The following is a 12777-nucleotide window of genomic DNA, read 5'->3' as shown; positions in this document are numbered from 1 at the left end:
CGTCGCAGCGCGAGCCCGCATCCACCTTTGGTCCTTTCGACGCGAATTGGAATCACTGAGCCATGCACGTTCCGGAGAGTTCGGTCATCGCCTCTATCGGCAACATCTATCAGGCCGCTCACGACCCGAAGCTCTGGCCGCAAGCCGTCGAATCGCTCCGGACGCTGTTCGATGGATCGAAAGCCTGCCTGGTGCGGATCGGGCCCGAGCGGAGGCCCGACGACCTGATTGCGCCCAGCAACGATCCGGCCTTCCAGGACCGCTATCTCGTGGAGTTCGCCGACGAGCCCAACATCATCGAGCACGCGGTCGCAAAGGCGGAGGTCGGGGCGACCTACAGCGATCTGAGCTTCATCGGCAGGGAGACGCTGCGAGCGAGCCGTCTCTGGAACGAATGGATGGCGCCGCAGGACATGTATGGCGGCTTGACCTGCAAGCTGGCCTCGTCCGGGCCGTCGACATGGTTCTTCGACGTTCAGCGCGGCCGCAATCAACCCCCGTTCGACGCGGCCGATCTCGCGCTCCTGAGGACGATCGTGCCGCATCTCACCCGCGCGGTCGAGATCTCGCGGCAGACCAGGATCGAGCAGTTGGTGTCCACGAGCCTGTCGCATCTGCCGTTCGCTCTCATCGCCGTCGACGCAGGCCTGCGCATTCTTGCCAGGAACGAGGCGGCTGAGCAGATCCTGTCGGACCGCGACAGCGGCCTGTCCCAGAGGCGCGGCGTGCTGCTGACATCGGACATTCAGAGCACGACCAGGCTGCAGCGGCTTGTTGCCGACGCCTGTTCCGCCGGGCGCGGCAGCCTGCCGGGTGTCGGCGGTGATCTTCTCATCGTTCCGGCCCTCCCGGCGGGTGATCCGGCCGCGCTGGCGATTTCCGTCGGTCCCTCGATGGGTGTCGGCACCCCGACGATCGCTTTGGAGCCATGTGCGGTCGTGATTGCGCGCAGGTTCTCACAGGAGCTGCCCGCAGGGTTTGCCGAAGCGATCGCCCAGTTCTTCGAGCTGACACCGCAGGAGGCCCGCGTCGCCGCAGCCATTGCAGCCGGTCAGTCGCTCAAGCAGGCCGCCGGCCTGATCGGGATTCGGGTGAGCACCGCGCGTACCCATCTCGGGCGGATCTTCGGCAAGACCGGCACCAGCCAGCAGAGCCAGCTCGTTGCGCTGTTGCGAAGCGTGCAAGTGACGCTGCCACGCAACTAGGCGAGCGACCTTCCGGTCAGGTCATCAGGCGTCCACACGCCTTGGCGAGGGCCAGCGCGCCGAGCCCCATCAGCAGCAGGCTGGCCAGCTTGTTGCTCATGTTGAGGATGTCCGAATCGAAGCGCAGGCGGACGATGGCTATCGTCGTGCTCAGAAGGGTCCACCACAGCGCCGAACCGAGGAACACACCCGCCGTCAGCAGAAGTCCTGCCGAATGCCCGACCAGCGTATGCAGCGCGGCGCAGAACAGGACGATCGTAAGCGGGTTGGTCACGCCGAGTCCGATCGCGCTCGCATAGGCCCTGATCAGGCGGATGTGATCGCCTCGATCCGTGGCGGGAAGCGCGACAGGCTGCTGGCGAATCCGCATGGCGAACCAGAGCAGGGCGAAGCCCGACAGTGTGCCGAGCACGAGCGAATTGGTTTCGACCCACGGCTGGACGATCACTCCGATGCCGGCGACTGCGAGCGCGCTGTAGGCCAGGTGAACCGTGGCCGCGCCCAACCCCGTCGCCAGCCCCGCCGCTGCGCCGGAGGTCAATGTCCGCTGAATGCAGAGGATCCCCATCGGTCCGACCGGCGCCGCGACCGTCAGCCCAACCCCGACGCCGGCGATGAGCGTTGCAACAGATTGAGGCAAGGACATCCGAGAGCTACCGATTCATGTCGGCGCTCTGCTTAGCGATGCCGATGACTCGCCGCGTCATTCATTTGACTGACGACAGCAGTGTCACGACGCGTCGCTGTGGCAGCCTCTCCGTTGCCAGGAGCTCTCCTGCACGATCGAGCCGTCCCGACGCTGCCGTGAGCCAACGGATGCCGGCCTTGCGCATGCGGGAGCCAATCGCGGCAGGATCAGATCGAGCGTGGCGCTGAAATCGCTGGTGGGCCCGGCAGCCGCCATATGAAGCTGCTTTTCTTGAGGGGTTTCTTGGTCTTATCAAAATGTTGATTCAACGGGTACCAACAAAGATACCAACAAAGTTGCCAAGGGGAAGAAGATCGGTCCGCCGGCCCTACGTGCAGTCGCCAGCGGCGCTCTGGTCGTCCATCGCGTCCGATCGAACTACGAAGGTAGCTCGATCGCTATCAGTCGGGAAAGTACTTTTTGAAGTTGGTCCGGCACGAGCAGCTTGATTGTCGGTGCCACGGCGGGCTGCAGGTCAATCTTGCATTTAGGCGCTAATATCTAGCGAGGCCCGTGATCGCCCTGGCTCTCATCCGATTCGCTCAGGTGCCGAAGCCGCGCCATAAACGCGGCAAGGTCGGCAGCGTAAAACAACGTCTTTTTGCCGAACTTGACGCGTTTGAGATCACCTCGTTTGACCGCTGCGTACAGCGCAGTGCGGCCGATACTGAGCAACTCAAGTGTCTCGTCGACCGCGTACGCTACTTTCGTAAAACCGAGGGCCGAGGGGTCGATCGGATCAACTCCGGTACTCTTATCGTTGTCCACACTCGACACTGCCTTGTTCGTCGAAACGTGGTCATGGGATCTGCGAGGATGAGCCATGGTACGCATTGTGTCACGCGTCTTGGCGTAGGTGAACAGCCCAAGTCTGCGCTGTGCCACGCTATGGCGTCCGCTCAGCGGGCGGTGAGGCTGTCTGTTTGGCCACAAGCTCGGTCAGCCGGTCGGACAGGGCGCGGTGCCAACCGCGTTGCTCGATGACGAGCGCGATCTCCGCGATGGCCTTTCCTGGCTTCGGCAAGCTCGTGGCGGGTGGATTCCAATGAGCTTCGGCGCTGGCGGTTGAGTCGATTGGTTTCCTGCGAATAGGCGCGCATGACCTCGGCGTCGATCTCCGGCGTCATCATGCGCTCGCGCAGCCCGGTCAGCACGCGGCTTTCCAGCGCCTTGCGGTCCACGGCGCAGGCGTCGTCGCAGCCGTTGCCAAGCACATGGTTGGTGCAGGGCATAGCAGTCCGGATTGGGAGCGCTATCCGCCTTGTCTGCTTGGAGAGCCCAAACCGGGGCGGCGTCAGGCCGTCAAGGCCGAAGCCGCGAAGCGGGGGGCGACAGCGCCAGCCTTTACGGCCTCAGGCCGGTCCGGTTCACTGCTGTCAGCAGCAAAAGGACATGCCGCCGGATGGTCTGGCCGAAGGCAGGCAACCACTGACCTCAGCGGACTTCATCGAACTCGCCTGTCGGACGCCATCCGACAGGATCTGCGATCCAGCGGTTGATGTCGGATTCATGCCAGCCGGTCCCGTTGGTGCTGATTTTGAGCTGAGCCGGGAACGTGCCTTCGGCGATCTTGCGGTAGATGGTGGACCGGGACAGCCCGGTCCGGGAAAGGACAGTTTTCAGACGGATGATACGGTCCGGTTCGCGCATGGCCGCGCGGCCTCCTGCTGGCTGTTTCTGACGGCTGCTGAGACCAGACAGGCTGGCGTTCGAAGACGCGCAAGAGGGGTTTTTCGACTCGTTGGAGCGTGGCGGAGAGACGGCGGAAAATAGGATGGGTCAAATTCCGATGCCTCGGCCGCGGCCAAGGTCGATGCCGTGGGTAAAGGCCAACTCCTGGCCGAGCCGGCGGCCTGATTCGAACGCGATGCCGAGGTCTTTCTTGCGGTTGGCGAGGATGGATTCCATTTGCGGATCGCGTTCGAGGCTTTTGGCCATGTCGCCCATCGTCGAGCGCGTCGCGTTGTAGCCGGACATGTCGCCAGCCTGATATTGACGCTGGCTGGTGTGGTCGAGCTTCTGCCAGCGTTCCACGAAACGGTCGGCGCGGCGGCTCGGATCGGTCCGCAGCTCGGTTTCGAGCTGGAGCGCGCGGATGGCGCGGTTGACCTGGCCGCCAGCCGCCTCGCGGGCGAGTTCCGGATTCTTCTTGTAGGCGGCTTCGGCGTCGTGCGAGCCATAGGGCCGCACCCCCTCGAAGACCTTGCGGGCCTCCTGCAATTCCTTCACCTGTGTCGGGCTGGCCTTGCCGCCCCGCTCATGGATATCGAAGATCGCATCCACGGCTTGGGCATGGCGGAGCAGCGCCTTGGTGCGGGCCTTGCGCAGCGCCGCTTCCAGGTCTTCCACCGACTTCTTTTCCGACGCTTCCAGTTCCAGCCTCCGCGTGCCGTCCGGGCCAGGGACGGCGTGGGGAGACGGCCGCAGGCCGTCGAACATGTTGCGCACTTTCTCCGGCACGATCTTCTTGACAATTTCGGCAACGCGCTCGCCGAAGGTGATGCCGCGCCGCTCGGCATAGCTCTGGACCGGATCGCGCTGCTCGTAATCCAAAGCCATGTCCTTCGACCGGTCGCGCGACAGGGTGCGGGTGAGCCGGTCCCGATTGGCAAAATCGTCGCGGCCATAATGCAGCTCCACGCCGTCGCGGTGTCGTGACAGGGCGACATAGCTGCTATGGGCATCCATGCCCGGTGTCGCCAGCACATGGATGCGGTCCACCGTCATGCCCTGCGCCTTGTGGATGGTCGCCGCATAGCCATGGTCGATGCGGTTGAAATCTTTGAGATCAAAGTGCACGGATCGGCCATCGTCGGTCTGAACGGTGATGGACTGCGCGCTCACCTGTTCGATGGTGCCGAGGGTGCCGTTCTTCACGCCGAGGCCACGTTCGTTTTGCAGGAACATGACGCGATCCCCGCTGGCGAAGCCGCGGTCGCCGCGCTCGACGGTCAAACGCACCTCATTGCCGAGATCACCGGCGGCACGCATCCGCGTCCGCGCAGCCTCGTTGAGCGCGCGCACCTCGTCATTGGTATGGGTGAGGATGATGCAGGCACGGTCCGGCGATGCCTGCCGGTCGCGGTCCCAGCGGTCGATCAGATCGTCGCGCGCCTGCTCGCGTGTTTGGGCCTCATGCACCATGCCGTGAGAGCGATAGGCCTCCAGCGCATGGCCGGTTTTGCCGTTGGCGAGATCACGGGTGGCGTCCTGCTGCCAGTCCTGGCGCTGACGGCGCACCTCGCCGATCTCGGCACCGCCATGGCGTTCATGGATCGAGCGGAAGGCCGCTCCCGCTTCTATTGCTTGCAGCTGTTGCGGATCGCCGACCAGCACGACCTTGGCGCCGGCGTCGGCAGCATGGGACAGTACGCGTTCCAACTGCCGTGTGCCGACCATGCCCGCCTCGTCGATGACAAGCACGTCGCGGATCGTGAGCAGGTCGCGGCCCTGTCCCCAGCCATGTTCCATGCTCGCAATGGTGCGTGACGAGATTCCCGATCCGCCTTCGAGGTTTTCCGCCGCAATGCCAGACAGTGTTACGCCCCGGACCTCGTAGCCCGCTGCTTCCCATGCCTCCCGCGCCACGCCCAGCATCGCGCTCTTTCCCGTTCCGGCATGGCCGACCACGACGCCCAAATCGCGCCCATCCGTGACATGCGACAGCGCATCAGCTTGCTCGCTCGAAAGGACAAGGCCGCGCGCTTCCGCACGCGCCAAAGCCGCTTCGCGATCCGTGTCACGCAACTCATGGCGCTCCCGTTCCGCCATGAGTTCGGCGGCGCGGTGCAGGCGCTGTTCAGCCTCGATCATCTCGCGGGTGGTGAACCGATCCTCGCCGCGAGCGTCATTGCCGAGTTCGACAAGATCTGGAGCGCTACGCATCGCGCCCATGACCTCATTGAACTGGTCGAGACCGTCGCTGTGACGGTGGGCGAACTTCGCTATGTCTCGCTGCGTGAAGGTCGATTGCTGTCGCGTGATCGCGTCCAGCCCGAGGGAAGGATCGGCGATGATCCGCGCGCCATTGCCGCGCGCGATCTCGCGGTGCATCTCGGCGCGGTCGGCCTCGTTTCCTTCGCGCTCGATCCGTTGCGCGGGTGCGCCGATCTGGCTTTGCGGCTCCAGCGCGATCCCCTGCGCCTCGAAGCTGCGATGGTCGATCCGCGCGTCGATGTCGAGTTCCGCCAGCCGCTCATTGGCAAGCCCCGCCCAGCGTTCGCGCCAACGCTCGATCATCTCCGTGCGGTTCCAGTCCCGGACCTTGGGACCAAAGCCATTCTCGTCCATCGCGCGCATGGTCAGCATGACGTGGGCATGGGGTTTGGCCAGACCGTCTTCGCCGATGTCCCAATGCACATTGAGATCGGCAATCATGCCCAAACTTACAAACTCCGCCTGCGCGAAGTCGCGGGCCAGTTCGATGCCTTGAGCTTGCGTCATCTCGCGCGGGATGGCGAATTCGACCTCACGGGCAAGCTGGGCGTCCTTGCGAACCTCGAACGCCTCGACATCGTTCCAGAGCCGTTCACGGTCGCTCCACGCTTCCGGCGCATGTTCAGGCAGCATCACCTCGGAATGAGCGACGCCGCGCTTGCCGGAAAAATCGTGGCTGCGGTCAAGCCGCTCGTCGCGCAGCCGCGAGCCCGAGCGGTAGGCGGCCGACGCCACCGCGCTGGAGCCAGACTTGCGGCCAATGACCTTGACGTGAAGATGATAGATCGCCATCGCGACCGAATCATCTACACGGAGAAGCGCACGTCGGAACGACGTATAAGCGCGCCCTCCTTCGAAAAATTCTCGGGCGGGATTACACCGTCTCAAGCCGTCCCGGTAACCTTACAGCATTACACCGGGCGCTCGACTATCATCACTCCATCAACATTGCTGGAGAACGTGATGCGCAAGCCACGGGATTTCGATGGGGAACTGAAAGCACTTCAGGACAAGGCACGCGACCTCAAGAGCCGCAAGGTGCAGCAGCTCGGCGAAGTGGTCATCGCCACCGGAGCAGATAGCCTCGGCGCCGACGAACTGGCAGGCGCACTGATCATGCTGGCAGAGACGAAGGACACTGCAAGAAAGGAGGCATGGGCAAAACGTGGGGCCGCGTTCTTTCAGGGCCGGGCGCGGCGAACTGCACCGGCAGCTGAGCGCAACACTGGCGGCGCTCCGGCGAAACTGGGCGGCGCGCAACCGTCGCCAGGCAGCAAGGGCTCGGCATGATATGCGCACATGGCAAGTCGAGCGCCGCAAGCGCACGCGGCATCTGATCGAACTCGGCGGGCTCGTCGTGAAAGCTGGACTCATCGACCTGACCGGCGATGATCGCGCTACCATCCTTGGCGCGCTGCTTTGGATGGCAGACAAGCTCAAAAGCGATCAAGGCGCACAGGCGCGCGAGCTATGGGGCGCAAAGGGGAAGCAGGCGTTCGAGGCGGATCCGGCAACACAGAAGGGGACAGATCGAACTGTTTCAGGAGTTCGTCGTTGATGCATGACGATGGGATGTCAGCCGAACGACTGCGTGCCGGGGTAATGTTCGATCATGCAAACGTCGCCGCAGGTTCTCCGACGCAAACTGAACCAAGACGAACCAAAATCGTCCGATCAGAAGGCGTCAAATTGCTTCAAAATGATCTCTTCACACCTGTACATCAGGTCGATGCTTGGCCCGCCATCGCAATTCGCTGGCCGGTGTCGTGAGTGGCGAGTTCCTCTCAGCACATTCCAGAGGTCAGGATCGGCCTCTCCAGCAAACCGAGATTTCAGCCCGAGCGCGAATGCGCCGTAAATCAACGGTTCGAATGCGATAGTACGCAGATGGTGATTGAGCTGGTTGAGAAGACGGAAGGAGGCTCAAGAAGTCCTAAGGGCTATTGTGGCGCGTTCGTCGTGTGTGGCTTTCGCAGTCCGGCATTCTTGCTCCACCGGGCTTCTACAGCGTCATTCTCAATTCCGCGGCTTCACTCCTGAAGCGAGTGATCGACAATTCCATCAATTCCTGGGTTCGCGGATCATTGTTGACGCTGTGGGAATACAAGATCGAGGCCCCGCGGGGCACCCGCAGCATTTTGCAATCGATGCTCGTTGCGCGATCGGCTCCGACGATGGTCTCGATACGTTGAGGACTGACGCCGATCTTCTCGCACATCCATTCGTGGACGGAAGCTCCAGTAAAGCCCTCCATGAGCCACTGCGCATTAAACCCAAACAGCAATTGCCGGATCCAGCAAACGGGCTCGTCGTCCATATACCGAACGGTGGTGACCTCGCCGGTCGGGTCCCTTTGCAGGACGCGGCGACAGATCTGGAGCGAGGTGCGGGACGGGAGATCCGCGGCCGAAATCAATTCCGTTCTGGGGGTAACGCCTGCCGCCAGTGCCGACGCGGTGAAACTCGTATTGAAGGTGATACGATGGTTGAGCCGCTTCTTCGTCACGACACTCCGGGCGCCCCAGGTCGTTGAAATTATGCCCGCCTTGTTCAGCGCTTCGATCGCGCGCCGGATCGTATTCCGGTGCACATTGAACTCGTGCGCCAACGCGCGCTCCGACGGCAGCCGGTCACCCGATTTATAGGCGGCGCGGATACGTCCCTGAAGCTGCCGTGCAATGTGAAGATAGACCCCGCGCTCTTCGTGGTCCGACCGTCGCCGGGCTTGCTGCTGTTCGCTCATGATGACATCGCATCGAAGATGGTTGCTGTCGGGAATAATGCGGCTCGGTTGCGCTAACGTAGACCACTGCGCGGAGAAGATAATTTGTAATGCTTATGTCGCGAAACTGCAGCGGGTTTCGTGTCTGCTGCAGGAGTCTTTCTGCATTCATGACAATCAACACAGCCATACAACTGGTCTAAGCCACTTGTCTAATCGAACAGTCGATCCAGGCAGTATTTTTGCGCAATGGAGCGAATGTCGCACCACCGACACATACTATACACGCCCCTGTCACCGCAGAGAGCTATCAGAACAACGCGGGTTGCCAGCTAGCTTGAGTGGACAAGTGAGCGCTGGAGGGGATTTCGAACGGGGCGGCGTCGCTGATCGCGCCGCCCGTCACCAGGAAGGAGCGGAGCATGTTGACGGATCGTCACGTCGCCGAATATCACACCAAAGGTTTTACCGTCGCCGAGGGGCTCTTTGCCGAACAGGAGATCGGCGAGTTGCGGCGTGTCACTGACGAGTTGATTGTCGAAGCCTCAGCGCTAACAAGTCCGACGCCGACCTTCGAGCTCGAGCCATCCCACACTCCGGAACAACCCGCCGTTCGTCGAATCGAGATGCCGCACAGGCACTTCGACTTCTTCAGGGAGTTCGTGCGACATCCCGCCCTTATCGATAGTCTCCAGAAGCTGATCGGCCCAGACGTACGAGTACACAACTCCAAGATCAACCTGAAGCCGGGCCGGATCGGTTCGCCCGTCGAGTGGCACCAGGATTGGTGCTTTTATCCGCACACCAACGACGCGTTCCTGACGGTGGGCGTGTTCCTGGACGATATCACCAGTGTTAATGGGCCTCTGCTGTGCCTGCCTGGCTCGCACCAAGGCAAGATCTACGATCACCACAACCCTGATACCGGGTACTTCTGCAGCGCGGTCGATCTGGATGCCGATCCTGTGAACGCCACCGGCGCCGAAGAGTGCGTTGGTCCGGCAGGGACCGTGTCGTTCCACCATGTCCGTACAATGCACGCCTCCGGACCAAACATGTCCGCCCAGCCCCGCCGGTTGCTTTTGATTGGATATGCTGCGGCTGACGCGTGGCCGCTGTTGGGCGTGAGGAACTGGGACCAGTATGAAGCGGACATGGTTTGCGGACAATCGACCCGCAACCCGAGGATGGTCGCACTGCCGTGCCCCGTGCCCTTTCCGATGCCGCCCGAAGCGCAAGAACGGTTCAGCCTGTTCGACAACCAGAAGCGGGCGCGGCGCTTGCTCTACGATCGTCCCGCCGAGGTGAATTGAGCGCGCAATCCTTGGGTACAACCGCGCGCGTTTGATTCTTGCGACGTGCGGGTCAGGGCCGATGTCGCCGTCAGTTGCGAAGCCGGATTTGCGCCGCAGGTCGGGCTTACGGCGAATTTTGCGGAAGCAAGTGGAGCGATCTGGGTGTGTCCGCCCCGTTTCTGGAAACGGGGCTTGGATGAAAGAAACTCGGTCCGTGCGGTGCTGGTCGCCGGCGGAGCGCTGTACGTCGAGTTCGCGAGCGAAGGCATCAATCTACAGACCCTTAAGTTAGTCCTTATTCGATCTAGCAATGTGTGGAGACGTTATGAGCATTAACAGACGCAAGTTCCTGGCGACCACTGCGGCAGCGGCTGCGGCCACTTCAGTTTTTCGGCCAGCCATCGCGCAGACCAAGAAGCTTCGGTTCGCGGTTGGGCCGCTTCTGCCCAACCCCGAGGACACGAAAAAGGCGTTCGGACCGGTATTTGCCCACATTGCAAAAGAACTCGGTGCAGATTTCGAGCTGGCGGCGACCACCGATTGGGCCGGGATGGCAGTTGCCATGGGCGGCGGTCAGCTCGATCTGGCGTGGATGGGGCCGTGGGGCTACATCATTGCCAACAATGCGACCGGTTGTCGGGCGGTCGCCACCGCCAAATATGATGAAAAGCCGACTTATCAGGCCATCATCATTGCGCGGCCCGATCTCAAGGTGACGAAATTCCCCGACGATACGAGGGACAAGTCGATTTCCTTTGCCGACGTCGGCTCCACTTCCGGCTGGTTGATCCCGACCTTCTACGCAAAGGAAGTCTGGAAAATCGATCCCAAGGCCTTCTGGAAGTACAGTGACGGGGCCACACACGCGGCCAACGAGATCGCCGTCTCGTCTGGCCAAGTGGACATGGCTACCGACTTCGACCGCAACCGCAATGCAATGATCGCGTCCGGCCGGGTCAAGGAGGACTCAAACAAGATCATCTGGACATCAGACCCGCTGCCCAACGATGCCATCGCGGTACCCGCCAACGCTTCCGCCGAGATGTCGAGCAAAGTGCAGGCCATCCTGACCGCGATCACGGTCGAACAGGCAAAGTTGCTGCTGCCGAACCGGTACACCGGCTTCGTCGCGGCGACCCATGCCTCCTACAGGTCGATCGAAAATGCCGGTATCTCCGTCGGCAAGATCAAGGCAAAGGTGTGAGATGAACGCTACGGGAGCGGGACGTCTCCTCGACGGTGCGATCACTCGTTACGGCGGGATGAAAACCGCTGCAGAAGCGCTGGCGAAGCTCGAAGCCGCGCAACGCACATTCAGCGTTGCGCGAGTCAAAGGCTGGCTGCTCGTTGCGGCCATTGTTGCGTTCTATCTCGTGGCCGCCGATCTCGCACAACTCGACCTCGGCAAGCTCGGCATGGGTCTCCCTAAACTTTGGGACTGGCTGTCGCGGGCCTGGCCGCCGAGGTTCGACGAGCTCCCGCTGTTCCTTTGGCGAACGGCGGAGACGGTCGCGATGGCAGCGATCGGCACAACGCTGGCCACACTGATCGGACTGCCGTTTGCAATCCTTGCGAGCCGCAATATCACGCCTTTACCGTGGCTGTATTTCCCGACGAGATGGTTTCTGAATGCGCTGCGCGGGATCGATTCCTTTGTGTTTGCGCTGTTGTTCGTGGCGGCGGTCGGGCTCGGGCCGTTCGCAGGTGTGCTCGGCATAATGCTTCATACGGCCGGCACGGCCGCCAAGTTCTTCGCCGATCAGATCGAAAGCACCGACCTCGGTCCTCACGATGCGATCCGCGCAACCGGTGCGGGACGGCTTACTGCACTCACATATGGGCTCCTGCCGGATATTCTGCCGCTTCTGCTCTCAACCTCGCTGTTCTGGCTGGAGTTCAATGTCCGCGCCTCCACGGTGTTGGGCGTTGTCGGCGCCGGCGGCATCGGTCAGGAGCTGAAGAACAGCATGGACCTTCTCGACTTCTCCCGGCTCTTCACAATCATAGCGGTCATCCTCATTGTCGTGACGGCGCTGGACTGGCTGTCGGGGTGGCTGCGCAAGAGGCTCGTATGACCAATGGGTGACCCCGTGAACAGGATATCTGCCGATGGGCTCGCCTTTTGCCCGCAACCGGACATTGTCGGCAAGCCGCCGGTACTTTCCGTCGAGAGCTTCTCGAAGAGCTTCGGTGCGCGATCGGCGGTAGAGAATGTAAGCTTCACGTTGATGGAGCATGAGTTCGTTGCGGTTCTGGGGCCGAGCGGCGCCGGTAAAACCACGCTGTTTCGCTGTATCACCGGTTCGGCCAAATCGGACACGGGGCGCATTCGCTTCGGCGGCACCGAGATCGAGCGGCTGACGCCCCGCGATCTACGGCAAATCGCGGTCGTCTTCCAGCAATTCAATCTGGTGCGGCGGCTCACGGCTCTCGACAACGTACTTGCCGGGCGGCTCGGCCATTTACCGACCTGGCGGGGTGTATTCCGCCGTTTCGAACGCGCGGACAAGCTCAAGGCGTTCGAATGCCTGGAGCGTGTCGGCATGCTCGATCACGCACTCCAGCGCGCCGACACGCTTTCGGGCGGACAGCAGCAGCGGGTCGCGATCGCGCGCGCGCTTGCCCAGGAGCCACGGTTGATCGTCGCCGACGAGCCGGTTGCAAGTCTCGACCCCAGTTCGGCTGCCGGGGTCATGCAACTTCTCAAGGACATCGCCCGCGACGAAGGCGTTGCCGTGATTTGCAGCCTGCATCAGGTCGGCTATGCGCGAACCTTCACCGATCGCGTCATCGGTCTTGCGCGCGGCTGCGTTGTCATCGATGCGCCGACGCGGAGCTTGAACGAGGCTGCTTATGACGCGCTCTACGGTTCCGCGTACGCATCCGACGAGCGCCGTCTTGTCTGATGCGGTATATTTCGCGAAGCGTGTG

14 protein-coding genes are annotated in these 12777 nt (G+C 62.2%); 8 read left to right on the top strand and 6 right to left on the bottom strand.

Annotation, left to right across the window (positions count from 1 at the left end):
- Nucleotides 1–62: 62 nt before the first annotated feature.
- The gene (locus BBTA_RS29875; protein WP_012046232.1) at nt 63–1205 is read left to right on the top strand and encodes a helix-turn-helix transcriptional regulator; all 1143 of its coding nucleotides are present in this window, start codon (nt 63–65) and stop codon (nt 1203–1205) included.
- Between the two features lie 16 nt (nt 1206–1221).
- Here BBTA_RS29875 and BBTA_RS29870 read toward each other — a convergent pair whose 3' ends face one another.
- The 5 genes from BBTA_RS29870 to traA form a co-directional block, all read right to left on the bottom strand.
- The gene (locus tag BBTA_RS29870) at nt 1222–1851 is read right to left on the bottom strand and encodes a LysE family translocator (RefSeq protein ID WP_012046231.1); all 630 of its coding nucleotides are present in this window, start codon (nt 1849–1851) and stop codon (nt 1222–1224) included.
- Between the two features lie 543 nt (nt 1852–2394).
- Nucleotides 2395–2661: a helix-turn-helix domain-containing protein gene (locus tag BBTA_RS29865; RefSeq protein WP_041750973.1), complete on the bottom strand. Its 267-nt coding sequence runs from the start codon at nt 2659–2661 to the stop codon at nt 2395–2397.
- A 131-nt stretch (nt 2662–2792) separates the two neighbouring features.
- Nucleotides 2793–3125: a hypothetical protein gene (locus BBTA_RS29860; RefSeq protein WP_041750972.1), complete on the bottom strand. Its 333-nt coding sequence runs from the start codon at nt 3123–3125 to the stop codon at nt 2793–2795.
- A gap of 202 nt (nt 3126–3327) precedes the next feature.
- Nucleotides 3328–3543 carry an AlpA family transcriptional regulator gene (locus BBTA_RS29855; protein ID WP_012046229.1) on the bottom strand — a complete coding sequence of 72 codons (216 nt, stop codon included), beginning with the start codon at nt 3541–3543 and terminating at the stop codon, nt 3328–3330.
- A 129-nt stretch (nt 3544–3672) separates the two neighbouring features.
- Complete coding sequence (gene traA / locus BBTA_RS29850; RefSeq protein ID WP_012046228.1) at nt 3673–6621, bottom strand: Ti-type conjugative transfer relaxase TraA; 2949 nt, start codon at nt 6619–6621, stop codon at nt 3673–3675.
- Nucleotides 6622–6792: 171 nt separating this feature from the next.
- On the opposite strand from traA, the gene BBTA_RS29845 reads away from it, so the two are divergent.
- Genes BBTA_RS29845 through BBTA_RS40340 form a run of 3 tightly spaced genes read left to right on the top strand, consistent with a single transcriptional unit; the run spans nt 6793 to nt 7599 of the window.
- Nucleotides 6793–7119 carry a conjugal transfer protein TraD gene (locus BBTA_RS29845; protein ID WP_063996990.1) on the top strand — a complete coding sequence of 109 codons (327 nt, stop codon included), beginning with the start codon at nt 6793–6795 and terminating at the stop codon, nt 7117–7119.
- 1 nt (nt 7120) lies between these two features.
- On the top strand, nt 7121–7387 hold the full coding sequence (locus BBTA_RS29840) for a conjugal transfer protein TraD (RefSeq protein WP_041750971.1): 267 nt from the start codon (nt 7121–7123) through the stop codon (nt 7385–7387).
- On the top strand, nt 7384–7599 hold the full coding sequence (locus BBTA_RS40340) for a hypothetical protein (RefSeq protein ID WP_148221526.1): 216 nt from the start codon (nt 7384–7386) through the stop codon (nt 7597–7599). Before BBTA_RS29840 ends, BBTA_RS40340 begins: the two co-directional genes overlap by 4 nt.
- A gap of 232 nt (nt 7600–7831) precedes the next feature.
- Here BBTA_RS40340 and BBTA_RS29835 read toward each other — a convergent pair whose 3' ends face one another.
- The gene (locus tag BBTA_RS29835; protein ID WP_012046226.1) at nt 7832–8572 is read right to left on the bottom strand and encodes a GntR family transcriptional regulator; all 741 of its coding nucleotides are present in this window, start codon (nt 8570–8572) and stop codon (nt 7832–7834) included.
- A 401-nt stretch (nt 8573–8973) separates the two neighbouring features.
- Here BBTA_RS29835 and BBTA_RS29830 point away from each other — a divergent pair, with 401 nt between their 5' ends.
- The 4 genes from BBTA_RS29830 (at nt 8974) to phnC (ending at nt 12752) form a co-directional block, all read left to right on the top strand.
- Entirely contained in the window at nt 8974–9864 is an 891-nt protein-coding gene (locus BBTA_RS29830; RefSeq protein ID WP_012046225.1) for a phytanoyl-CoA dioxygenase family protein, read from the top strand.
- A 307-nt stretch (nt 9865–10171) separates the two neighbouring features.
- Nucleotides 10172–11050, top strand: coding sequence for a phosphate/phosphite/phosphonate ABC transporter substrate-binding protein (locus BBTA_RS29825; protein WP_012046223.1), 879 nt, complete (start codon nt 10172–10174; stop codon nt 11048–11050).
- A gap of 58 nt (nt 11051–11108) precedes the next feature.
- Nucleotides 11109–11921 (top strand): phosphonate ABC transporter, permease protein PhnE, encoded by an 813-nt coding sequence (phnE, locus tag BBTA_RS29820; RefSeq protein WP_041750970.1) that lies wholly within the window; start codon nt 11109–11111, stop codon nt 11919–11921.
- A 3-nt stretch (nt 11922–11924) separates the two neighbouring features.
- Nucleotides 11925–12752: a phosphonate ABC transporter ATP-binding protein gene (gene phnC, locus BBTA_RS29815; RefSeq protein ID WP_012046221.1), complete on the top strand. Its 828-nt coding sequence runs from the start codon at nt 11925–11927 to the stop codon at nt 12750–12752.
- The last annotated feature ends 25 nt before the right edge of the window (nt 12753–12777 follow it).

This window comes from Bradyrhizobium sp. BTAi1, from assembly GCF_000015165.1.
Lineage (GTDB): Bacteria > Pseudomonadota > Alphaproteobacteria > Rhizobiales > Xanthobacteraceae > Bradyrhizobium > Bradyrhizobium denitrificans.
This window is presented reverse-complemented; position numbering and strand designations above follow the sequence as displayed.